The sequence below is a fragment of the Leptogranulimonas caecicola genome, from assembly GCF_023168405.1.
Lineage (GTDB): Bacteria > Actinomycetota > Coriobacteriia > Coriobacteriales > Atopobiaceae > Leptogranulimonas > Leptogranulimonas caecicola.
Map to the genome: position 1 here is coordinate 842,286 of NZ_AP025285.1, position 23,550 is coordinate 865,835.

Annotated in this window: 22 protein-coding genes; 21 read left to right on the forward strand and 1 reads right to left on the reverse strand. The window is 55.6% G+C overall.

Going from position 1 to position 23,550, the window contains the following annotated elements; all coding sequences use genetic code 11:
• The first annotated feature begins 56 nt into the window (after positions 1 to 56).
• The 20 genes from OR601_RS03710 to OR601_RS03800 all read left to right on the forward strand — a co-directional run bounded on the left by OR601_RS03710 (position 57) and on the right by OR601_RS03800 (position 20,874).
• Positions 57 to 401: an Asp23/Gls24 family envelope stress response protein gene (locus OR601_RS03710; protein ID WP_136012863.1), complete on the forward strand. Its 345-nt coding sequence runs from the start codon at positions 57 to 59 to the stop codon at positions 399 to 401.
• Between the two features lie 58 nt (positions 402 to 459).
• On the forward strand, positions 460 to 2,133 hold the full coding sequence (locus tag OR601_RS03715; RefSeq protein ID WP_136012862.1) for a DAK2 domain-containing protein: 1,674 nt from the start codon (positions 460 to 462) through the stop codon (positions 2,131 to 2,133).
• A 10-nt stretch (positions 2,134 to 2,143) separates the two neighbouring features.
• On the forward strand, positions 2,144 to 4,297 hold the full coding sequence (gene recG / locus OR601_RS03720) for an ATP-dependent DNA helicase RecG (protein ID WP_136012861.1): 2,154 nt from the start codon (positions 2,144 to 2,146) through the stop codon (positions 4,295 to 4,297).
• Positions 4,294 to 4,869, forward strand: a complete 576-nt coding sequence (rsmD, locus tag OR601_RS03725) for a 16S rRNA (guanine(966)-N(2))-methyltransferase RsmD (protein ID WP_265592249.1) — start codon at positions 4,294 to 4,296, stop codon at positions 4,867 to 4,869. The genes recG and rsmD overlap by 4 nt, the downstream gene beginning before the upstream one ends.
• 40 nt (positions 4,870 to 4,909) lie before the next feature.
• Entirely contained in the window at positions 4,910 to 5,452 is a 543-nt protein-coding gene (coaD, locus tag OR601_RS03730; RefSeq protein ID WP_265592250.1) for a pantetheine-phosphate adenylyltransferase, read from the forward strand.
• 116 nt (positions 5,453 to 5,568) lie between these two features.
• On the forward strand, positions 5,569 to 6,063 hold the full coding sequence (locus OR601_RS03735) for an ATP synthase F0 subunit B (protein WP_136012859.1): 495 nt from the start codon (positions 5,569 to 5,571) through the stop codon (positions 6,061 to 6,063).
• Between the two features lie 6 nt (positions 6,064 to 6,069).
• The gene (locus tag OR601_RS03740) at positions 6,070 to 6,738 is read left to right on the forward strand and encodes a YceD family protein (RefSeq protein WP_265592251.1); all 669 of its coding nucleotides are present in this window, start codon (positions 6,070 to 6,072) and stop codon (positions 6,736 to 6,738) included.
• Positions 6,739 to 6,924: 186 nt separating this feature from the next.
• Positions 6,925 to 7,104: a 50S ribosomal protein L32 gene (gene rpmF / locus OR601_RS03745; RefSeq protein ID WP_136012857.1), complete on the forward strand. Its 180-nt coding sequence runs from the start codon at positions 6,925 to 6,927 to the stop codon at positions 7,102 to 7,104.
• A 116-nt stretch (positions 7,105 to 7,220) separates the two neighbouring features.
• Complete coding sequence (gene plsX, locus OR601_RS03750) at positions 7,221 to 8,228, forward strand: phosphate acyltransferase PlsX (RefSeq protein WP_136012856.1); 1,008 nt, start codon at positions 7,221 to 7,223, stop codon at positions 8,226 to 8,228.
• Positions 8,229 to 8,372: 144 nt separating this feature from the next.
• Positions 8,373 to 8,609: an acyl carrier protein gene (locus OR601_RS03755; protein WP_136012855.1), complete on the forward strand. Its 237-nt coding sequence runs from the start codon at positions 8,373 to 8,375 to the stop codon at positions 8,607 to 8,609.
• Positions 8,609 to 9,385, forward strand: coding sequence for a ribonuclease III (gene rnc / locus OR601_RS03760; RefSeq protein ID WP_265592252.1), 777 nt, complete (start codon positions 8,609 to 8,611; stop codon positions 9,383 to 9,385). The genes OR601_RS03755 and rnc overlap by 1 nt, the downstream gene beginning before the upstream one ends.
• Complete coding sequence (gene smc, locus OR601_RS03765; RefSeq protein WP_265592253.1) at positions 9,367 to 12,933, forward strand: chromosome segregation protein SMC; 3,567 nt, start codon at positions 9,367 to 9,369, stop codon at positions 12,931 to 12,933. The genes rnc and smc overlap by 19 nt, the downstream gene beginning before the upstream one ends.
• 2 nt (positions 12,934 to 12,935) lie before the next feature.
• Positions 12,936 to 13,832 (forward strand): signal recognition particle-docking protein FtsY, encoded by an 897-nt coding sequence (gene ftsY / locus OR601_RS03770; protein ID WP_265592254.1) that lies wholly within the window; start codon positions 12,936 to 12,938, stop codon positions 13,830 to 13,832.
• Between the two features lie 20 nt (positions 13,833 to 13,852).
• Positions 13,853 to 15,259 (forward strand): signal recognition particle protein, encoded by a 1,407-nt coding sequence (ffh, locus tag OR601_RS03775; protein WP_265592255.1) that lies wholly within the window; start codon positions 13,853 to 13,855, stop codon positions 15,257 to 15,259.
• Between the two features lie 773 nt (positions 15,260 to 16,032).
• On the forward strand, positions 16,033 to 16,482 hold the full coding sequence (locus OR601_RS08685) for a signal peptidase I (RefSeq protein WP_369945583.1): 450 nt from the start codon (positions 16,033 to 16,035) through the stop codon (positions 16,480 to 16,482).
• 81 nt (positions 16,483 to 16,563) lie between these two features.
• Complete coding sequence (locus OR601_RS03780) at positions 16,564 to 17,166, forward strand: SipW-dependent-type signal peptide-containing protein (RefSeq protein WP_167604339.1); 603 nt, start codon at positions 16,564 to 16,566, stop codon at positions 17,164 to 17,166.
• 16 nt (positions 17,167 to 17,182) lie between these two features.
• Entirely contained in the window at positions 17,183 to 17,758 is a 576-nt protein-coding gene (locus OR601_RS03785) for a hypothetical protein (RefSeq protein ID WP_265592256.1), read from the forward strand.
• Entirely contained in the window at positions 17,751 to 18,419 is a 669-nt protein-coding gene (locus tag OR601_RS03790) for a hypothetical protein (protein WP_265592257.1), read from the forward strand. Before OR601_RS03785 ends, OR601_RS03790 begins: the two co-directional genes overlap by 8 nt.
• Positions 18,420 to 18,517: 98 nt before the next feature.
• Positions 18,518 to 19,069: an LPXTG cell wall anchor domain-containing protein gene (locus tag OR601_RS03795; RefSeq protein ID WP_136012846.1), complete on the forward strand. Its 552-nt coding sequence runs from the start codon at positions 18,518 to 18,520 to the stop codon at positions 19,067 to 19,069.
• Entirely contained in the window at positions 19,066 to 20,874 is a 1,809-nt protein-coding gene (locus tag OR601_RS03800) for a hypothetical protein (RefSeq protein WP_265592258.1), read from the forward strand. Before OR601_RS03795 ends, OR601_RS03800 begins: the two co-directional genes overlap by 4 nt.
• Positions 20,875 to 20,991: 117 nt before the next feature.
• Here OR601_RS03800 and OR601_RS03805 read toward each other — a convergent pair whose 3' ends face one another.
• Positions 20,992 to 22,569, reverse strand: a complete 1,578-nt coding sequence (locus tag OR601_RS03805; RefSeq protein WP_136012844.1) for a L,D-transpeptidase family protein — start codon at positions 22,567 to 22,569, stop codon at positions 20,992 to 20,994.
• Positions 22,570 to 22,717: 148 nt separating this feature from the next.
• Between OR601_RS03805 and OR601_RS03810 the strand changes: the two genes are divergently transcribed.
• Complete coding sequence (locus OR601_RS03810; RefSeq protein WP_265592259.1) at positions 22,718 to 23,542, forward strand: TrmH family RNA methyltransferase; 825 nt, start codon at positions 22,718 to 22,720, stop codon at positions 23,540 to 23,542.
• Positions 23,543 to 23,550: the final 8 nt, after the last annotated feature.

The following is a 23,550-nucleotide window of genomic DNA, read 5'->3' on the forward strand; positions in this document are numbered from 1 at the left end:
CGTCGTAGAATGACTGAACCGCGCCCTTCCTGGCGCATTCGATAGGAGGTACTGGCATGGCAAAGGCTGTCTCCGGAACGCTTCAGATTTCCAACGCTGTGATTGCTGATCTTGCCGGGTATGCTGCCCTGATGTGCTATGGCGTTGTGGGCATGGCATACACCGATGATCAGCAGAATCTCGAAACCCTGCTCACCATGCGCCAAATCCGCAAGGGTATCGATGTGGAGATGGACGGCTCCCACGTAGACGTCACCCTGCATGTGGTGGTAGATGCCGGCGTCAATATGCGCTCGGTCTGCGAGAACCTGGAGAGCAGCGTCAAGTTCATGCTGGATCAGGTGGCACAGATCAAAGATAGCGACGTCCATGTGGTCATTGAGTCCATGAGGGTCCGCTAAACTCACCTTTAGATTTTTTGGACCTTCAGGTCCCCGATTCGAACCGGAGCTTTAATTCATGATTGCGAACGTCGTACGCCACTGTTTCCCCATTGCTGCCGCAGCCGTCGCTCAACGTGCAGAGGAGATCAACAAGCTTAATGTGTTCCCTGTGCCCGATGGCGACACCGGCACCAATATGAGCCTCACTCTCAAAACAGTGGTGGGCGAGGTAGAGGCCCTGCCTGCCAATGCCTCCATGGAGCAGGTGGCCAAGGCCATCACCCACGGTTCCCTCATGGGCGCCCGCGGCAACTCTGGCGTCATCACCAGCCAGATCCTGCGCGGAGTGGCAGAGGGCTTGGTAGAGGCCAAGAACGACCCTATTACCCTGCCTGAGCTGGCTGCCGCCTGGCGCCACGGCAAGAAGGTGGCTTTCCAAGCAGTGCGCAAGCCTGTGGAGGGCACCATCTTAACGGTGGTCTCAGACCTTTCCGAGCGTGCAGACGAGCTTGCCCGCGACCGCAAGATGACTCTGGACGAGGCCTTGAAGACCATGGTGACCTGCGCCTATGAGTCTGTGGCCCGCACCCCTGACCTGCTTCCTGTGCTCAAAGAGAACGGCGTGGTAGACTCCGGCGCCTTTGGCTTTGCCGTCTTCTTCGAAGCCTTTGTCAACGCCTACCTGGGCATCGACTCTTCTGTGGACTTCAACACCTCCGTCTCCCGCGAAGAGTCGGCTAAAAATGCTGTGGCTGCCAACGTGCACATCGAGCTCAACGATGACTGGGAGGGCTCTGAGTACCGCTATTGCACCGAGTTCCTCTTCCATGCAGACTCCGAGTCTTTCGACTCCAAAGAAAACCTGGACTTCCTCTCTACCATGGGAGACTGCGAGCTTTTGGTGGGCTCCTTCCCCGACTTCAAGATCCACGTGCACTCCAACGAGCCCGACAAGGTCTTGCACCATATGCTCGAGCAGGGTCAGATCTTCGAAGTCTTCATTCACAACATGGACCTTGAGGCCAAAGACCGCACTGCTTCTATCGCTGCCGATAAGAGCCAGGCTACAGCTGCTGCTCCTGCCAAAGACCTTGGCGTGGTGGCTGTAGCTGCAGGTTCTGGCGAGGCGGATATCCTCAAGTCCTTGGGCGTGGACGTGGTGGTCTCTGGCGGCCAAACCATGAACCCCTCTACTGCAGACATTCTGGCTGCTGTCGAGCAGGTGCATGCCAAGGCAGTCATCGTGCTTCCCAACAATGGCAACATTCGTATGGCCGCAGAGGCGGCCGCCAGCGCCTGTGAAGACGCTCAGGTAGAGGTAGTGCCTACCAAGACTGTGCCTCAGGCGTTCTCGGCACTCTTCGTTTACGATCCCTCTCTGCCCATCGCAGACAATGTGGCTGCGATGGTAGAGGCTATCTCCCAGGTGCGCGATGGCGAAGTCACCACGGCAGTGCGCGACTCTTCTGCAGCCGACGGCACCCCCATTCACGCCGGTGACGTCATGGGTATCCAAGACGGCGCCATCACCCAGGTGGGCTCTGATGTCTGTGATGTGGCTTTCAAGCTCATTGAGGCTATGCAAACCCAGGAAGAGGGCGACACCCTCACCATCCTGGCCGGCCAAGACATGGATGACGACGTCTTCGAGGCCCTCTGCGATCGCATTGAAGATGCCATGCCCGATCTCGAAGTCGATGCTCACCGTGGCGAGCAGCCTCTCTACCCGGTGATCTTCTCCATCGAGTAAGCGAGGTGCTATGGGCTCTTCTCAGCTCACATTGGCACCTTCTGTCGACCGTCTAGCCCGCACTGCGGCGCTAGACGGCGACGTGTCTCACGTGCGTTTTGTGTCGGGAGAGCGCCTGGATGCCCTCCATCATCTAGGCATCGCCACCTTGCGGGACCTGCTGCTCTGGTTGCCCCGCAGATATCTGGATTTTAGCCATGTCACCACCATCTCTCACGCCGATGTGGGCACCCAATGCACCGTGGTGGGCGTGGTGGACAAAGTGGAGCTCAAGCGCCCCAGGCCCCGTCTCTCCATAGTTGAGATCTATATTCAGGATGAGACCGGGGTTCTACGGGCTTCATTCTTTAAACAGCCTTGGCTCAAGGACGCCTTCAAGCGCGGCGATACCGTGGCACTGTCTGGAAAAGTGACGTTTAACTACGGCTTCAAGCAGATGGCAAGCCCCTTCCATGAGGTGCTAAGCGCGCAGGATGGCAGCACCTTTGGAAGGGTGGTGCCTGTGCATCCCGTAGGGGAGGGCTTGTCGGCAGCCTGGATGCGCCGCATCGTGAGTGCCGCTCTGGGGACCTATACCTCAACTTGTGATTTTATGCCTGCTTCACTCGTGGCGGCCCACAGGCTTCCCGGATGGCTTCAGGCTATCCGTTGGGCGCAGTTTCCTCCCAGTCTTGCCGCGGCAGAGGTAGCTCGCAGGCGCTTGGCCTACGATGAGCTGGTGTGTTTGCAGGTGGCTCTGCGGGCACGCCATGCCCTAGAGGAGACTCAGCGTCAGGGGGTCACCCATACCGTGGACGGTCCTCATCTTGCGGCGCTTATAGAGGCATTGCCTTTTGAGCTCACTTCAGAGCAGCAGGCAGCAGCCCAAGACATCCTGACTGACATGTCCTCGCCTCTGCCCATGAATCGCCTGCTCTTGGGCGATGTGGGTACCGGCAAAACGGCTGTGGCGGCAGTGGCTATGGCGGCTTGCGCAGACTCGGGCACCCAATGTGCAGTGATGGCTCCTACCTCGGTGCTGGCCCGCCAGTACGCTGACAAGCTGGGGCCTGTGTTGGATGCTGCCTCCATTGCCTGGTGCCTTATCACAGGGGCGACGCCCGCCGACGAGCGTCGCAGCTACACCCAGGCTATCTCTGAAGGGCGGATCACCGTGGTCTTTGGCACGACGGCCATTCTCTCAGAGGACGTGCAGTTTGCATCGCTCTCATTGGCTATCGTGGACGAGCAGCATCGCTTTGGCGTGAACCAGCGAAGCGAGCTCAAGGCCAAGGGCGCGGTGGCAGACGTGCTTACTATGACTGCCACGCCCATTCCGCGCACCCTGGCGCTCTCAATTTACGGCGACGTGGAAGTCTCTTCTATCACTCAGCGTCCCCATCCTGGAGTGGGGTCCACCACCAAGGTGATCCCTCCTAGCTCGTTGGATCTGGCCTATGGCGCCATTGGGGAAGAGCTTTCCTGCGGCCATCAGGCCTATGTGGTCTGCCCGTTGGTAGACGACAGAGACGAGGGAGCCGAGCTCGAGGACGTCCCGCAATCCGGAGACGCCCCTCTCAAAAGCGCCACCGCTGCCTATGAGCAGCTCAGCCGCTCCGTCTTTCCTCATGCCCGGATAGCGCTTTTGCATGGGCGTATGTCGGCTGCCGAGAAGGACGACATCATGGGCGCTTTTCGCGACGGCGACATAGACATCTTGGTGTCCACCACCGTGATCGAGGTGGGCATCGACGTGCCCAATGCCAGCGCCATGCTCATCTATGACGCCGATCGCTTTGGCTTGGCCACGCTCCATCAGCTCAGAGGCCGCGTGGGCCGCGGGACGATCCCTGGCCGGGTGTTCTTGGAGACCTCGGCCAAAAAAGACTCCGACGCCCGCAAGCGCCTTATGGCCCTTGAGAAAAGCACCAATGGCCTAGAGCTGGCAGAGCTCGACCTTAAGCTACGCCACGAGGGTGACGTGTTGGGCTACAAGCAATCGGGTATGGCGACGCTGCGCGTGGTGGACTTGGCAGCAGACGAAGATCTGGTTGAGGCGGCCCACAGCGATGTGGTAGCCCTTTTGGCCAAAGACCCCCAGCTTAAAGCTCCCGACCATAGGCTTTTGGCCCACGAGGTACGAGAGCGCTTTAGGCTGGCATTCGAAGAAGGGGGAGGGGCATGAGGATTGTAGGTGGGCTCTGGCGGGGCCGTCCGCTCAAAGCGCCAGAAGGTACCAGCGTCACCCGGCCTTCCACCGACAGGCTGCGCGAAGCCATTGCCTCCATGGTCCAATCCTATTTTGGCCTAGACCTAAGCGATGTTTCTGTGTTGGACGCCTTTGCAGGTTCTGGCGCGGTGGGCCTCGAGCTGTTGAGCAGAGGAGCCGTCCATGCCACTTTTATGGAGTCGGACCGCAAAGCCCTTCGCTGCCTCAAAGCAAACATCGCTGCATTGGGTTGCGATCCCGCTCGAGTCTCGGTGCTCACCGGAGACTCCGGGCGCCTGGCGAGCGTGCCGGCTTTGGAGGGCGCACCCTTCTCGGCAGTCTTTCTAGACCCGCCCTATGCCAAAGACCCTGAGCTCTCAGCCAAAGTGGTGGAATGCCTGCTGGCTGCAGGCCACCTGCAAGACGGGGCATTGCTGGTTCACGAACGCGCCGCCGATGCCGCGCCTCTGCAAGTTGCAGGCGCTGCTTTAGTGAAGTCTCGCTCCCATGGGGGCACTGTGGTGGAGCTGCTTAGGGTATCAGACTAGTGCTCTTATCTGTTGGCCCCAGACTTTTATGGACATCGCTATGACTAGCCAAAAGACCCCAATGACTTCTGCGCCGCTGCAACGAGTGGTGGTTCCTGGCACCTTCGATCCGGTGACCTTTGGCCATCTAGACGTGATAAGCCGTGCTCGACGCATTGCTCCTCATGTGACAGTGGCGGTGGCTGCTTCTGCCGATAAGGGCGGAACCTCCAGGGCTTTTAGCCTTGAGGAGCGCGTAGAGATGATCCAAGAGAGCATCGCCGAGCTCAACATCGATAATATCGACGTGAAGCCCATGAGAGGCCTTTTGGTGGATTTTTGTGCCAAAGAAGGCGCAGATGCGGTGGTAAAAGGCCTCAGGGCGGCCACGGACTTCGAGTACGAGCTCGCGCAAGCGGACCTCAATGTGCGTATGAGCCCCCACTTGGAATCCATCTTCATCATGAGCAATCCGGAATATGGCTATGTCTCTAGCTCGGTGGTGCGAGAGATCGCTTCTCTAGGCGGCGACGTCTCCTTTTTGGTGCCAGAAGGGGTCGCAGCACGTCTAAAGGAGCATTTTGGCACGGATTCTATGGTCTAACTGCGCGAACGGCCTTCCTGGCATGCAGCTTTGCTAGGATAGACAATGTATGCTTGCATGGATTCTTATAAGTCTTGCGGCCCCGCAAATCTCACTGTCGCCTGAAGGGAGCTCAAATGCAGCCAGGTGAAGAAATTGAAAACCTCGTGGCAGAACTCGAGGACACCATCAACACGGCCAAGCCGGCCTTTGGTGGCGGCGGTCAGCGCAAGATCGTCAACGCTGAGGACGTCTATCAAATCGTGGATGACATTCGCGCCGTCTTCCCAGAAGAATTCGCCACTGCCCGCCGCATCATCAAAGAGCAGCAGGAGATCTTGGCTCATGCCCAGACTCAGGCAGACTCCATCATTGCTGACGCCCAACAGCAGGCCATGATCCTTGCGGGCGATCAAGAGATCGTGCGGTTGGCTCAAAAGAATGCTGAGGATATCCGCGACGCTGCCCAGCAGTATGAGCGCGACACTCGCTATAGCGCAGAGGAGTATGCAGAGGACGTGCTGGCACGCCTGGAAGACAACCTCAAGTCCATCGTGGGCCAGGTGACCCGCTGCCGTCAGTCCATCGCAGAGAATGCCAGCGCTCGTACAGGTCAGCAGCAAAACTGGTAGGGTTTCATGAATTTAGATCCAATTATTATCTCTGTAGATGACCACCTGGCGAATCCGGGCGTTTTTTGGCCCGTGGCTGGCCATATAGGCATCACAGGTTATGAGCTGGGCGACCACACCTTCCAGCTGCCTCGAGGCATCGACTATGACATTGTCCTCACCAACACCGGCGACGGGATCCTGGCGTCCGGTCTGGTGAAGGCCGACGTGGTGGGCACCTGCGATCGCTGCTTGGAAGAGGCTCGCTTTTCCATAGCCTCTGAGGTAGACGAGTACTTCCTCTTCGAGCTTCCTGCCAAAGAGGATCAGGCAGACGATGAGGACGACGTGGACTTCTCCTTGGTAAATACCGAGAACAACACCATCGATCTCTCCGACGCCATCAATGCCGGCATCATAATGGAGACTCCCTTTGTGGTGCTGTGCTCCCCGGACTGCAAGGGTCTCTGCCCTCGCTGCGGCGCCAATCTGAACGAGGGAGATTGCGGCTGTGCCGCCAAGAGCCAGGCTGAGCCTGACCCCATGAATCCCTTCTCGGTATTGGCCCAGCTAAAAGAGGATGTGGCCCAAGAGACCGTTGCAGAGATAGAAGGCCAGGAGGCCGCCGATGAGGCAGCCGCAGAGACCTATGCCCGCACTATGGACGGAGTCCAAGAAGAAGGCGACCGCTGCTAACACCCAGTTCGCGGCGATGAGGCTTTCATTGGTTCCCAGCTGTGCAAATGTAGTGAATGCCTGGGGGTAAAAGCCCAAAATATTGGGCTTTGTGTAGACAGCCCCTCTGTGCGTGGTATAGTTACAGACCGTGTCTGTGCATACATCGCCCACGTGTGTGGATCGATAGATCGGAAGAGGTTCATCATGGCAGTACCTAAGCAAAAGAAGGGCCGCGGTGCCACTCACCGTCGTCGCTCCGCTAACAGCAAGCTTGCTATGCCCGCACGTTCTGTGTGCCCGCAGTGTGGCGCCGTAAAGCTCCCTCACCGCGTATGCCCCAGCTGCGGCTATTACCGCGATCGTCAGGTCATCGCTGTCGACTAGTGATCGCTGCATAAGCTACATGAGGAATGGCCGTCTTTAGGGGCGGCCATTTTTTGTGAGCAGGCATCTGCGGGTACCATTCCTGAAGCTGTGGGAATTTGGACGAGGAGAACGTTATGGATACCGTATGCGTCGATGCGATGGGCGGCGACCTGGGTAGCCAGGTGGTGCTTGACGGCATTGAGCTGGCCTTAAAGGCCGATAAGGACCTTCAGGTGCTCATTGCGGGCAATGGTGAGGTCGTGGAGCCTTTCTGTGAGGCGCATGAACGCGCATTGTCTCTGGTGACCACCGAGGTCATCGCCATGGACGAGCATCCCGTGAAGGCTGTGCGCTCCAAGCGCGACTCCTCCATAACTCGTGGCTGCATGGCGGTGCGCGACGGCGAGGCGCAGGCGTTCTTCTCTGCAGGCTCTACGGGGGCTTGCTTGGCGGCCGCCACCCTGTTCATTGGTCGCGACAAGGGCGTGTTGCGCCCGGCGCTCTCGGCGGTGCTCCCTGGATTGGATGGTCATCAAACCTGTGTGTGCGACTTGGGCGCCAATGCAGACTGCCGCCCGGAGATGCTGGTGCAATTCGCTCAGATGGCCTCGGTGTTGGCTCAGGTAGAAGCCGGATGCGGCCCCAAGCCTTCTGTGGGGCTGCTTTCCAATGGTTCCGAGAAGACTAAAGGTTCTGAGCAGGCATTGGCCTTTCACGAGGCCCTTGAAGCCGCTGGTGAAGAAGGACTCATCAACTTTGCAGGCAATTGCGAGGGCAACGACATCCTTATGGGCTCCTTCGACGTCATTGTGTGCGACGGCTTCACCGGCAACGTGGCTTTGAAAGCCATGGAAGGCACTGCAAAATACATCGCCGCATCGCTTAAGGCTGAGGCCAAAATGTCTCCGGTGGCGGCGCTGGGCGCCCTTATGATCAAGCCGGCATTCTCTTCCATTGCGGCTGGCCTTTCCGGCGACGAGCATGGCGGCGCCTGCCTTTTGGGCGTCAAGGCGCCGGTATTGGTGGGTCACGGTCACACAAGCCCTGAGGCCATCAAGAACGGTGCGCTGGCTGCGGTGCGCGTGATCCGCGAGGATCTAGTGGGAAAGATCGCAGCTCAGCTTTCCAGCCAAGATAAGTAAGGCTACTGCTGGCAGTGGTGGCCTTTATCGGCAGAAATAGATACGTGAAAGATGCGCTGAGAGCCTTTATGCCTTGGCTATGCACTACAATGCAAACCATCGCGAACAGGTGCTTCGGCGCTTGGAACCAAAGGAGCGTAGGGTATGAATAACGATGAGATTTTTGAAAAGGTTGCAGATATCGTAGCCGAGACCATGAGTGTCGACGCAGACGAGCTCACTGTTGAGACCACTTTCGAGTCCCTCTCGGCAGACTCGCTGGACCTCATTCAGCTGGTCAGCGCCATCGAGGAGGACCTGGGCATCACCATCGACGACGATGACCTGACCTCCATCAAGACGCTGGGCGACGCGGTGACTATGATCGCCAACGCACAATAGTGAATCCAAAAGCAACACCGGCCCAGGTCAAGGCCGCAGAGGCCATCCTGGGCCATCACTTTTCCTGTCGCCGCTATATCGAGAGCGCACTCACCCATCCCTCAGCCACCGAAGGTATGCCGGTCTCTGAGTGTTATGAGCGCTTGGAGTTTTTGGGCGATTCCATCTTAGGCGCCATCGTGGCCAAAGAGCTCTTCGAGCGCTACCCTTCCCTGGACGAGGGAGCCCTCTCAAGGCTCAAGACCTCCTTGGTGTCCGGAGAAACCCTTTCTGCCGTGGCAGAGGATCTGGGGGTAGGCCCTTGCATCGCCTTTGGCGCCTCTGAGAAGTCCAAGAGCGCCCGGGGCATGCATTCGGCGCTGGAAAACGTCTACGAGGCTTTGGTGGGCGCCCTCTATTTGGATGCGGGCATCCAAAAGACCCGGGAGTTCGTGCTGGGCACGCTGGAAGATCGCATCGACAACCATGAGGCGCAAGCTCCCTCCAACCCCAAGTCTGCCTTGCAAGAGCTGGTGCAGCGCACGCTCAAATGCGCTCCCGAGTATGTGGTGGTAGGACAAGAAGGACCTGCTCACGACCCTTCCTTCATCGTGGTGGTCAAGGTGCAGGGCATTCGTGTGGGTCGGGGCAGCGGCTCTTCCAAAAAGCATGCCAGCGCCCAGGCGGCGGCAGACGCCTTGGAACGCCTCACCAAAGGGCGTGCCGACGGTGCGCTGTGCGGCTCGGTGCTGGCCCACGACTTTGACGAGGAGGGGACGTGTACCTCAAGTCACTGACCCTCAAAGGCTTCAAGTCCTTTGCTGACCGCTCTTTGCTCTCCTTCGACCCAGGCCTCAATGTGGTGGTGGGTCCCAACGGCTCCGGCAAGTCCAACGTGAGCGACGCCATCCTTTGGGTGCTAGGGGAGCAATCTGCCAAGCAATTGCGTGGCCAAGCTATGGAAGACGTGATCTTCTCGGGGTCTTCTGTGCGTCCTGCAGTGGGTGTGGCCGAGGTCACGTTGGTGCTGGACAACTCGGCCCATGAGCTGCCGGTAGACTTTGACGAGGTGGCGGTGACCCGCCGCATGTATCGCTCAGGCGAAAGCGAATACCTCATCAACTCTTCGCCCAGCCGCCTCATGGACATCCAGGACATCTTGCATGACTCGGGCCTGGGCAAAGACACCCATTCCATCATCAGCCAGGGCAAGCTCGACAGCGTGCTCAACAGTCGGCCAGAGGACCTGCGGCCGCTTGTTGAGGAGGCTGCTGGCATCTCTAAGCACCGACGGCGCAAGGAGCGCTCGACCAGAAAGCTCAAGGCGATGGAGGAATCGGTGCGAAGGGCCCGTGACCTAGATCGCGAGATGCGTCGGCGTTTGCGTCCCTTGGAGCGCCAGGTGGACAAAGCCCAGCGCTACGCAGATCTGGAGAGCGAGCGCCAGCGTTTGGAGACCCTTTTGGCCGTGGACGACCTGCGCCGGCTTCAAGCCGAGTGGCAGGCGCTGGGGTCTCAGCGCGCAGAGGCAGAGGCAGCCGTGGAGCTGGCTCGCTACCGTTCGGAGGAAAAAGCCAAAAACTTGGAGAAGCTCCAGAGCCTGCTGGAGCAAAAAGGCCTCTTTGTGGGCGACTTGGGCGAGCAACGCCGCCGAGTACAAGACCAGCTGGGGCGCCTTCGCTCTGACATGGGTCTTCTAGAGGAAAAAGGCCGCAACATGGTGGCGCGCCTCTCAGATACCCGCATGAATCTGTCTTCGCTTGATCGCCGCCACGATGCCGCCTTTGCCACCCTGGCCGAGGCCCAACAAGACCTTCAGGAGGCCAAGGGGCGCCATCAGCTGCTCTCGGGCGAGCTCGAGTCTCTGGCTCCTGCCGCCAAGAAGGCTGCCCAAGACTTGGCTGACCTGGGTTCCCAAGCGGCTCAGCTTGCCGCCGATCAGCGCATTGCCCAGCGCGCCAGCGACGAGGCGGTGCTTGCCCGGGCCCGTTTGCAGGAGCAGGTGGCCAACGCCAAGGCAGAAGATGACTTGTTCGCCCAGCGCATGGATGCCATCTCCGAGACTCTAGAGGCCTCAGAAGCCGAGCTTACCAGCCTTAGAGCCTCCCTGATCGAGCACACCCGTGCTATCGAGGAGGCCAGAGACGACGTTTCTGCTGCCGAGAAGCACCAGGCCTCCTCATCCCGAGCCCTCTCGGAGGCTCGGGCCGCCCAAGACAAGACCCAAGGTGCGTTGCGCGAAGCCCAGGCATCTCTCAAGGCTCTGAAGTCTGTAGCCACCCCTGTGGCTGCCACTTCCCGCATGGCTCGAATCCAAGAGGATGCGGCGCTCAAAGCCCTGGCAGCTCATACGGTGGCCTCAGAGTTGCACCTCTGCCCCTCTCTCGAAAAGGCTGCAGAGGGCTATTTAGCCGCAGGCCTCCAAGACATCGTGGCTTCCACGCCCCAAGACGCCCAGGCGCTCATCTCCTGTGCTCTGGCGGCTGCAAAGGCTTCCGGCGATGTGACGGTGCAAGTGGCGCCCACAGACGGTGGCGATGCGCCTAAAGCCCCTGCCTGTATGCCGGCTTCTGGAGCGGCGCCCTTCTTGGAAGAGATGGCGTCCCAGGGACTCAAGGCCGGCAGGTTGGAAGGCAGGCTTTTCTCGGCAGTGGCTGTGGTAGAGGATGCACGCAGGGTGCTGGAGTCCCATCTGGCCGAGCCTCGCTGGTCCTATGTGAGCCGCGACGGCGCGGTAGTTGCGGGGACTGATGGCCGCGTGCGCGTAGGCCTCCCTGCAGGCACGGACCGGGGAGCGTTGGAGCGCAACCGCCGCATCCACGAGTTGGAAGACTCCCTCCCTCAGCTGGAGGAGGCGCAAAAAGAGGCTTCGGCGGCCGTGGCGGCTGCCCGTCAGGCCACAGACGAGGCACGCCGCGCGACAGAGGCGGCCAAGAGCCAGCTTTCCTCCTTTATTGGCGAGGAGTCGAGTTTGCGCCGTGAGGTGGCTCGCCTAGAACAATCTCAACAGCGCTCTCAGGCCGAGCTCAAAGCGGTGTCTGAGCGCCGGGCCAAGGCTGCCGAGAAGACCGCCGACGCCACCCCGCGCATCGCGGAGCTCGACAGTCAGGTTAAGGTCGCTGAGGCCCAGTTGGACCAGCTGGCTTCCCAGATAGCCGAGGCAGAGGAGCGTCGCCGCGACTTGGCGGCTGCCGAGGCCGAAGCCCGTGCGAACGCCAACGAGCGCTCGCTGGAACTGGCTACTATGGATGAGCGCATCCGCCATCTCTCGGTGACGGTGGACTCCATGGGCCGCGAGCTCGAATCGCTGGAACGTCAGCGGGTGGCAGCGGTGGAGTCAACCCGCTCACTGGAAGTGTTGCGCCTGCGTATCGACCCGCTGCACGAGCGTTACGAGGCCATTCATGAGCGAGTGCTTCAGTGGGCCGAGCGTCTGCGCGACACCGCCAGCCTTGCAGAGGCTGACTCAGATTCGCTCAAGCGCACCATCAACGATGCCAAGGCAGAGTCTGCTGCAGCCGCCAAAGAGCTAGAAGAAGCCACCAGTGCTTTGAATGCGCTGTTGGTGGAGGCAGGGAAGCTCGAGGTGCAGGTGCAAACGGCGGTGGAGGCCGTGCGTGCGGCAGGATCTATGCCCATCGAAGAGGCCCTGGAGCTGCCTGCGCCAGAAGATCGCTCAGCAGATGAGGCGGCGCTGGCTCGCACCAAGAGCGCCATCGAGCATTTGGGGCCGGTGAACCAGGTGGCCATGGAGGAGTATCGCGAGCTCAAAGAGCGTGCCGATTACATTGCCGCCCAGCTGGCAGACCTGGAGAGCGCCAAGGGCGCTTTGGACAAGATCACCTCAGCCATCGATCGCAAGATGCGTCGGGCCTTCCTGGAGACCTTTGCCACGGTGAATGGCTTTTTTGAAGAGATCTTTTCCATGCTCTTCCCTGGCGGCACGGCTCACCTCGAGCTCACTGATCCCGATCATCCCGACCAAACGGGTATCGAGATCGTCGCTCAGCCCAAAGGCAAACGTATTCCCAAACTGGCCCTCATGAGCGGTGGCGAAAAATCTTTGACCGCGTTGGCCTTGCTCTTTGCGGTCTATCGCACTCGCACAGTGCCCTTCTACGTCTTTGACGAGGTAGAGGCCGCCCTAGACGATTCCAATCTGGGCAAGCTCTTGGGCGCTATCGAAGTGCTTAAAGAATCTACGCAGCTTATCGTGATTTCGCACCAACGGCGTACCATGGAACAAGCAGACGTGCTCTATGGCGTCTCCATGCAAGCCGATGGCGTGAGCCGCGTCGTGTCTCAGCGCTTAGATCAACGAACCGGAAAGGTGGTGGATGTCTAACCATGGGATTCGCCGAACGCCTTAAAAAAGGTCTATCGCGCTCCCGCGAGGCCTTGAACGAGATCTTCTATTTTGGTGGCGAGGTAGACGAGGACTTCTGGGAAGACCTAGAAGACACCCTTGTCATGGGCGACCTGGGCGCCGAGGTGGCCATGAATGTCACCGACGACCTGCGCGAGCAGGCAGCCCGAGAAAACCTCACCACTGACCGCCAGCTGCGCCGGGCCTTGGCCAAGCGCCTGGCAGACGAATTCACCCCCATCGCCCGCGACCCCTTCGATGAGACCCCTTCCTGCGTGCTCTTCGTAGGCATCAATGGCGCGGGTAAAACCACCACGGTGGGAAAGCTCGCCAACGCCGCTCGAGAGCAGGGTACTCCAGTGATCATCGGCGGCGCCGACACCTTCCGCGCTGCCGCCATCGAGCAGCTGGATGTCTGGGCCGAGCGCGCCCATGTGCCCCTCGTCACCCGCGATCGCGGTGCGGACCCCGCTGCGGTGTGCTATGACGTCCTCGAGGCTGCCGAGAAGGACAACGCCCAGTTGGTGCTCATCGACACTGCCGGCCGACTCCATACCAGCTCGGATCTCATGCGAGAGCTTGCCAAGGTGGTCTCGGTGACGCGAAAACGCGCCCAGATGCCTGTAGCGGTAGTTCTGGTAATCGATGCAACCACTGGGCAAAATGGCCTCAACCAGGCAAAAGAGTTTAACGATGCGCTGGAGCTTGACGGGCTTATCGTCACCAAGCTCGACGGCACTGCCAAAGGTGGCATCGCGGTAGCTATCAGCCACGATCTCAAGCTGCCTATACTGCGCATTGGCGTAGGGGAGTCCATCGACGATTTCCAACGCTTTGATGCAGCTGCCTTCTGCCGTGCGTTGGTTGGCGACGAATAAGGAGCTAAGGAGCTTTCTTCATGTTCAACAGTCTTTCCGATCGCCTCCAGGACACCTTTGACAAGCTGCGTGGCAAAGGCCGCCTTACCGAGGATGACATCAACGTCGCCATGCGCGAGATTCGCTTGGCGCTCCTTGAGGCCGACGTCAATTTCAAAGTGGTGAAGCGCTTTGTGGCCTCCTGCAAGGAGCGCTGCATGACCAGCGAGGTGCTGGACTCCCTCACGCCATCTCAAAACGTCGTGAGAATCGTGCTGGAGGAGTTGACTGAGCTTCTCGGCAGCACCGAGTCCAAGCTGGTGCTCGCACAGAATCGCATTCCCAACGTCATTATGCTGGTGGGCCTTCAGGGCTCTGGTAAAACGACTGCTGCAGCCAAACTCGCTTACTTGTTGAAGAAGCAGAAGCGCAGCCCCCTTTTGGCTGCCTGCGACGTCTATCGTCCTGCAGCCGCCGATCAGCTGGCAACCCTGGGCGGCGAGATTGGCGTACCTGTCTATCGAGGCGACGGCAAAGATCCTGTGGCTATCGCCAAGGGCGCTGTGCAAGAAGCCGTGGATACCTTGCGCGACGTGGTCATTGTGGATACTGCTGGCCGCTTGCAGATCGACGAAGCCATGATGCAAGAGGCGGTGGCCATCAAAAATGCGGTTCGTCCCGACCAGGTACTCATGGTGGTCGATGCCATGACCGGCCAGGATATCGTGAATGTGGTCACCGAGTTTGCCGAGCGCACCGATTTTGACGGCGTCATCATGTCCAAGCTCGACGGCGATGCTCGCGGCGGCGGCGCGCTCTCGGTGCGCGAAGTCACCGGCAAGCCCATCAAGTTTGTCTCCATGGGAGAGAAGCCCAGCTCGCTGGAGGTCTTCCATCCCGATCGCATGGCCAAGCGCATCCTGGGGATGGGCGACCTCTACGGCATCATCGACGCTGCTCAACAGGCTGCCGACGAGGAGCAGATGGCCCGCGCCGAAAAGATGCTTCGCGAAGGCTTCACCATGGATGATATGCTTCACCAGCTGCAATCCATTCGCAAAATGGGTGGATTGTCCAAGATCATCTCTATGCTGCCCGGAGGCGAGCGCATGTTAGGGCAAACTCCAGATGCAGCCGACGAGAGCCAGTTGGTACGCATCGAGGCCATGATTCGTTCCATGACACCCGAAGAGCGTCTGCGTCCCAAAATCATCAATGGCATGCGTCGCTCGCGCATTGCCAAAGGATCTGGTCGCACGGTGCAGGAGGTGAACGCCCTCATCAAGCAATGGGGTGAGATGAACCGTATGATGGGCAAGATTCGCGCCATGGCTAACGGAGGCGACATGAGTCCCAAGGCCATGAAGCGCATGATGAACCAGATGGCCGCTGGCGCCACAGGAGCAGGGAAGAAGCGCGGAGGCACCAATCCCTACAACCGCCGTTAGGCAAGGGAGCTTTAGGTACCCCACTCCGCGCGCACTGGCCGAGAAGGAATAGGGTCGGGTTCTTGCGGCTCCAAGCCGGTTGATTGAGGGTCACGAGGTATCACTTATAGAACATTATGGAGCGCTGTCTTTGAGGGCAGCGCTCAATTTTTGTTGCGCGAGGTCTAAGTTTAGTGAGCAACAAACCCATGTGCCTTGGACGATTTAGATGCAAATAATTCGATGCAATAAAATAAGTATAGAAAGTATAATCATGTATGCTATGTGAAGGAGAACGATCGGGTATCGTTATCCGTTGACCTTTGGGAACTGTCCCTTGATAATGTTTCTCAGCTGGACCGCGCATCCATTGGAGGGGCGGCTTTTCTCGGCAAGGAAACCGGTGAGGAGTTGAAAGAGTGTCGGCTGAGGCGCCCACCTTTGCGCATTTGATATAGGTGCTAAGTGAGCCAGTGGATAACACCAGGTATCGAAAGAAGATGCGGATATCTGGCTTACGGGAGCTTCCTTATGTCTAGGAGTGCTTCTGTAGCATCTAATACAACCAAAGTAGGACGCACCCTGCATAATGCATTATGTTGTGCTGTCCACTGTATTGGAAACCTTTCTTCTTGGGAGAAAGGGAGGGGAATCGCTATGGATGGAAAGATAAAGTAATTGAATATATAGACATAATAATGTGCGTGAGCATCTGTTAAATAGCTATGAGTAGATAATATGCGTGGATGCCTATGGTATATGGGTGCTTTGGACCTAAAGGCCTTCACTTGTTAATGAACCGCTGGCAGTGGTCTGGTCATGTTGTCCTAGTTGTATTAGTTCTCGCCTGGATTTTAGGCGCTCGTGTGTATGTGGTGAGAAGCGGGTCAATGCTTCCAAGCCTTGCGCCAGGCTCTCTTGTGATGACGCTGCCGGCAGATTATGACAACGTGCAGGTGGGATCCATCATTTGCTTTGATCGTGGGGGCCAATTAGTGGCTCATCGAGTTAAGGCCATCAGGGGATATGGCCTCGTTACTCAGGGAGATAACAATTCTTCCTTAGATCCCGGAACGGTAGGTAGAGAGGATTTAAAAGGCCGGGTGGTGACAGTTATTCCTGGAATAGGTTGGCCCATCTTGCTTATACGTGCGTTCCCCTTGGTTTTTGGGGGACTCGTGGCGCTGGGCTTTGCTGTCAGATTTGCCTGCCATTCGAGGAGTTGCCATAAAACCATTGGTTAGGAAGGGGTGGTTATGAATTGGATGAGTAAACGGGTGAGGATTCGGTCCTCTAGCAAGTTGCACAGGCGACGAGCAGCCATAGTGGCTTTTGCCGCTTTGTTGTTGCTCAGTGTGGGAGGTCTTTGGGCGTACTTTACCGATAGTCAGTCAGTTTCTAATGCCTTCACTGTAGTGAAATATTTGAAGATATCCATTGAGGAGCCAGCGTGGGATACCACTGACACTGACGGTGATGGAATTCCGGATGCCTCCCAAAATGTCACACCTACCAAGGAAGTAGCGAAAGACCCTCAAATCAAAAATGAGAGCGACACCGCAGTATGGATGATCGCGCAGGTAAAGGTTCCATATGTTACTGTGGCCACTGCCACTGACGAAGGGGCCCGACAAGAAGAAGCGCCTCAGCAACTCTTTGAATGGGTTTTGGAAGAAGGGTGGATAGAGCCTGAGGAACCACAGCTGGTAGACGATGGAGCGGCTATGCTCCATACCTATCTCGCAACGCAGCCGGTGGGAGTACACAAGTCCACTCCGCCCCTTTTTACCAAAGTGAGGTTGATTAATCTCATAGAAGGATCCTTTAGTGGACCTTGTTCAATCGATATTACTGGCTGTGCGATTCAGGCAGCGGGATTCGAGACACCCGAAGCTGCCTGGTCAGCCTATCAGACACAAAACGCATGAGAGGCGATGATATCTCATGCTTAAAAAACAAATTTGTATGATGAGTAGGCTATGGCATCAATGGTGGGGTCCTTCTTTGAGATCTGATGCAAATAGATCTCATATTGTAGGTGCTTTAATTGTGATCCTAGGAGTGGTGGCGCTTGGTTGCGGTGCGGTTTGGTCTTTTTTAACTACCCAATCTCAAGTGCAGCGCAATGATTTTAAAGACGCACTACAAACCATCGAGGTAGACGAAGAATTCGATCCCATTCCTGATGAGGAGGGCTGGGTAACAAAACGCGTGCGTTTTATAAATACCGGAGATTGTTCCTGCTTTGTGCGTGCGCTTATTACCCCCTCAATAGACGATGCTGCAACAAACTATAAATTTGATCAAGATGGATGGACTGCACCGGATGAGGATGGATGGCGTTATTGCTTGTCAGCCATTGAGCCTCAAGCTGCTACACCTTACGTCCTAGACGGTTTTACTGCTCACAGTTCCAGCGCCTTTGACATCTATGTGTTAGGCGAAAGCGTACAAGCCGAGGGGTTTCAAAGTCCCCAGGAGGCGTTTGAGGCTTTGAGAGGAAGTGAGCCTGGTGAGTAAGCAGATTAAGGGCCGAGGATTGAAGCTGAGGAGACCGCTTTTCTCGGCAAGGGAAGAAGAGGATAAGAGAAAGTTTCTCAAAGGACTTTTCTTTGTCTTGACAGTAGCAGCAGTAATGGGCGTAAGTCTGGGAAAGGTGTCGCTACAGGCCTTGGGCGCCTCTGGAGATAGCTGGTCGTTTATCACCGGAGCATTTATGCACACCGTGGATATTGAGCTGGAAGATAAAGGCTTGACCTCGGAGCAAGTGGTGGGGGAGATAGGCCCTACTCATGAGGTGGATATCCACAATCGTGGTGCGAACTGTTGGATACGCATCTCTACCTCGATAGTTGATAGGAATGGAACAGCCCTCTTAATAAATGAAGTCCCCGAAGGTCAAGGGGAGTCTTATCGCAAGTGTGCGGATGGATATATCTACAGAATTGTGCCATTGGATGAGGGAGAGTGGACTAGCTGGCAAGAGACGGTCTTGGAGCCAGAAAATGATCTGCTTGAGGGCACAGAACGAACTCTAGTGACTCAAGTGGAGGCTATTCAGGCACAGAACTTCACTCCAGAGTTTGAATCGGATGCACCCTGGGATGAGGTAGCTCCAGAGCCAGCAATATGGCAGGTCCAAGAGACCCTAGATGCCCACGGGGAGGTGAATGACCAGTGAGACGGATTCAAAAGGCTCTTGGATGGAAGAGAAAGACCTTATGGATCTTGTTTGTGATAGCCCTTTCTACAGTGTCGGGGGCTCGCAGTGCGTTGGCCATGAATGCTCATCTTAGCTATGGAGGTCCAGAAGGATTTAGCTGTGAGGCTTCATCTCTGATAGATAAGCTCTCTCGTGCGCTTCCCGGAGATAGTGATCTGGCTACTATTTGGCTTTCGAACGACTCTGATTATGCATTAGAGGCAGTGCTTAGTACTACGAATAATCATGAGATGAACCGGCAAGATTCTAACGCGCTGCTCTCGCAGGTATCGATGAGGCTATTGGATGAAGAAACAGTCCTCTATGAGGGTACTTTGGAGGGCGGTACATTGCTGGAGGGCGTTGTTTTGGCGCAGCTGCCTGCGCATAGCAGCCGAGCGATCACTTGTGAGATAGCTGTTCCATCAAGCCTTACCAATGAGCAAGCATTGGCTGGAGTCACCACAGAGCTGCTAGTTATGGGTCGTGAGCTACCCCCTGCGAGTTCTGAGCTACCTAAGACCGGTGACGATTCATTAGCAACTCCATTATTAGTGGGCTTGCTTTGTTTTGGTGGTTCCTTGGCGGCGCTCACAGGTTTAGTAGTGAGTGGAAGAAGACTACTATGAGAAGTTATTTGAATGAAATAGACATTAAGAGGCTCTTGGGCTGCAAATTGCACCATTTGAGTCTGGTTGTATCTGCTGTAGGAATGTTGGTAGCTCTTCTCTGGCCACGACTGGCATTTGCTACATCATTCAATGCCCAGATAGTAGATAGCTTTGACAATGCTCCTATGACTGAGGGCTATCTGGATCATATGAAAGGCAGGGCTCCTGATAGCGTTCAGTTAGCTCCACAGATCATTACTAAAGTTGATGGGGGAGAAACCGATTACTTGATAAATGATGCCTCCTATGTCTCTCCAACAAGCCCTAAAACAATCAATAATGCTGTAGTCTTGACATATAAAAATGCAGGAACGACCTTGCATGGACGATCACTTGATTTAAAAGTGACCATGGATGTGAGTTGGTGCCACAATTCCCCGGATGATACGGGCTATTATCCTTGTTTTTTATCCACTCCCTATAAAGATTACTACCTGCACCTGAGAGCCTCAGTTGGGTACGCAGATAGACCTGGAGGCCCAGGGGATGTGGCTCATCGCAATGGGATTAAGACTCATATTCGCTACTCCATTACCTATTCCGATACTCATGAGCCCTGCAAAGAAAAGATACTTATGTGGGTACAAGACCTTGATCAATCGACAATAGGCCCTTTTGCAAACGAGTCTCTTACCCTCCATTCGGGGTTTGACGGTGAATTATATATATTAAGAAATACAAAACTTAGCTTTGAGGATCTCAAGCAGGGATATCTGCACTCTGCTCAAGGACCCGATGACGGACCTTTAACTAGCTTTGTAGGCTATATCACAGGAGGGTCTTGTGAGTTTACCTGGCAGGGAGAGAGCTGCAGCACGGCCATTGGAGCCATCTATCCGGCTACGTATCCACAGCTCAAAGACGATCCAGTCTATGCCCCTACAAAGGCTATTGAAACAATAGATGGCGAATCTCCCTCAGGCAATGCCCTCTATATACTCCAAGGACAATCTGTCACATTTCTAGTGCACCAAAAACTGCCCTACGTGGTGGAGGACAATAAACCAGTAATGACTCAGCTGGTTGATGATTTAGATTCTTGTTTAGATGCGAGTGCTGCCAAAGTCCAAGTGATAAGGCAAGGACGTGATGTGACTAGCAATTGGAAAGTGTCTATAGCGGGGCAAAGAATTACGCTTATGGCGCTCGATACCAGCCTTGCGACCTTGGATCTTGAATTTAGAATCACTGTCCCTGTTAAGCATGATGCGGCTGCTGGACACTACAGCAATCTTTCGCGCACCCTAGTTTCTACAAGAACGAAAAGAAACATCGAGCTAGAGAGCAACTCTGTGCAATGGAATGTGGGAGTGGTACCAAAAACGCTTCGAGTCACGAAGCGTTTGAGTGTCTGTGATCTCAACGACTTCCATGGAATTGCGGCATTTCCAATCGAGCTAAAGGTGTTGGGAAAAGAGGGGGAGGGCTGTCTGTTGAGAAAGATAATTGTGTTTAGTGGAGAAGAACCGGTGTCTGATGACGGGACAGTTTCTCAGCAGTGCACCTTTAACCTTGCGGATGCATCCATCGCTTATCCTTCTGATCTGCAATTACGAGAAGTGCCCACTTCTAGATTCTGGCTTGAAGACTGTACAAGCGGTGATGACGGATCGTCCAAAAGTGACGGCATTCTGATTTGGGATTTGAGTCCAGGCAATGTGACAAGCGAGCAGCTATCTTGTGAATTGAAGAACTGTAAGACAGAGCACCGTTGGCTCAGCCATAGTGCGATGGCGACTAATACCGTCCAATCGCATCGATAGTGCCTATGGAACCTTGAGTGATAATTAGCACCTTGATAAAAGAATATTAGTGGGCTCCCAAGTAGTGACAATGCTTGGGAGCCCACTAAACATGGATCGAGTGAGATTTGGGCATGGCTAGTTATGCACTACCACAACTGTGCCTACGTTAATTAAGCCTGCAAGTTCAGCCGCCTTGTCGGGAGGTAGATTCACACACCCATGGCTCCCGTTGTATTCATAGATGTTAGAACCAAACTTGCTGCGCCAATCAGCATCATGAAGACCTACAGAGTTGCCTACAAAAGGCATCCAATAGGCCACAGGCGTCTCGTATTCAGGTTTTTTTGTCTCAGGGTCGATTTTCCCGCGAAGCACAGAAGCGGGTGCGCTCTTATTAAAGTTGCTATTGATGAAATAGACGCCGGTGGGAGTCTGGTAGTTTTTAGCCGCATCACCAGAGACGCAATCGGTTTCCCAGACAAGGTTGCCGCTGTCGTCGTAATACCGGACATGTTGCTCGGAGAGATCGACGTCGACGTAAGAATTGCCCCAATCTCGTCCGCCGTCACCGGGAAGAATTTGTGCAGTTTGATAGGTGGGAACCTTGATAGTGGTGGTTTCACCTGCAACTACGGCTTCAGTAATAAGCGTGGCCAGAGATTTGGAGTCCACGTTCCAACCGTATGTGCCGCCAACTACCGTGACCTGTTTTCCATCTGGGCGAGTATAAGAACGCTCTGAACCCACAGTATCAAGCTCTTTGGAAAGCACATCGCGGCCCCAAGCAGTCACTGCATCAGCATCGAGAGTGGCCTCAAGGCTATCGTTGAGGGTTACCCAATCGATAATCTTGGAAGAATCGATGGTGCCTGCATTTTTGCCATCGAGATCCAGAGTGATTTTTGCAGAAAGAAAACCATTGGCAGCTTCGGCAGCTTGGGCCAGACTTTCGTCATCTTGAGTGATAGAAGCCTGTACTAAAACGTCATCTCCAAGCTCTACAGAGGTTTCCAGGGTGGAGAGGGCATCGTTAACCTGCTGTAAGACTTTATCGGTATCGACCTTTGTTCCTGCCTGCTCTGCTACTACGGCAAACATTGAAGAGCCTTTGTCAAAGGCGATGGTGGCGTTTACTGGGTCTTTAGCATCTTTGTTATGGGCCTCGCACGCCTCGTTAACCAAGGCAGCAACCTTATCCACGCTATAAGAAGATCCGCGGGCATGATCGATGGCATGAGGAATAAACACTTCAAATGGCCAGCCCCAAGGATGTGTCTCTTGAATGGCACTTTTGACATAGCTGGAGGCATCGAACGACAAGTCAATCTCATTTCCAGGAATGGAAAAATCCAGACCATTGCCAGAGACTTTGAGCACATAGGCGTCAGTTCTGTCGGAAAGACTGCCCGCTACCTCACTTATGCTTTTGAGAGAAACGTTGCGTCCCTGAATAGAAGTATTAGGCATGAAGAAGTGAGAAAAGAAGAAGCCGCCTGCCACATAAATAGCGGCAAGCGCCAAGACAGTAGCAAGTAAAGGTTTGAGGAAGGGAGGGAGCTTGCTAGGCTTTTTATGAGAAGATCCTGCCTTGTTGATCTTATTGGCAGAAAGAGTTCCAAACTTATTTTGGAATACCGATGCCTTGACTGCCAAGGCGCCGGTAGGGAAACCTTGGGCAAGATGAGCAGCATGGCCTTTAGGACTCAAGGGCATGAAAACTCTCTTTCATAGGTATAGCTTGCCGTGCATCGCAAGCGGAGGGTTACCGAATCAATGCCCCATATCGTAACCTATACCGGTAGGTAATAAGTCTGGTTAGTATATGTAATATTTATTAATAGGGATAGGGAAGCGGGCATTCATGGTCATTGAGGCATCACAGGCTGCTCATGCACCAGAACTGGATTATTTTCTCTCTCTTACCGACCACGAGTTGCGCAGGAGAAGAGAGGCAGAAAATGGCATCTTCATTGCAGAGAGTTCAAAAGTAGTGAAGTCTGCTTTAGATGCAGGTATAACGCCTTTGGCATTTCTTGTGGAAGATCGAAGATTAGAATCTATCGCTTCTCTTTTGGCACAAATTGATGATGAAGTGCCAGTTTTTTCTATGCCTCGTGACCAAATAAGTCAACTTGTAGGCTATCCCCATAATCGTGGGGTGCTTTGCGCTATGGAGAGGCCCGCTCCCCAGGATCCACGTATAATCTTAAATGACTCCTCCTTGGTGGCGGTTATCGAGGATGTGACTGATACCACCAATGTGGGCGCGATTTTTCGATCAGCTGCTGCTTTGGGTGTAGATGCAGTCTTCATCACGCCACGTTGTGCCGATCCACTTTCCAGGCGCTGTGTGCGAGTTTCAATGGGTGCGGTATTTGATATACCTTGGGCTCGCTTTGAAGACTGGCCTGAACAAGGCATAGAGCTCTTCCATGAAACCGGTTTTGAAGTACTTGCCTGCGCACTTTCAGATGACTCTTGGAGTCTCGACGATCCTCGCGTGCACGAGATTGAACGGGTGGCGTTGCTGTTTGGAACCGAAGGCGATGGGCTGAAAGAGACCACTATTGCCCAGGCGGATCATGTAGTACGAATACCCATGGCTCATGGGGTGGATTCGCTCAATGTGGCCGCTGCTTCTGCAGTGTTCTTCTGGGAATTGGCTTCGAAGAGGCGACACAAGTGAATGACGGT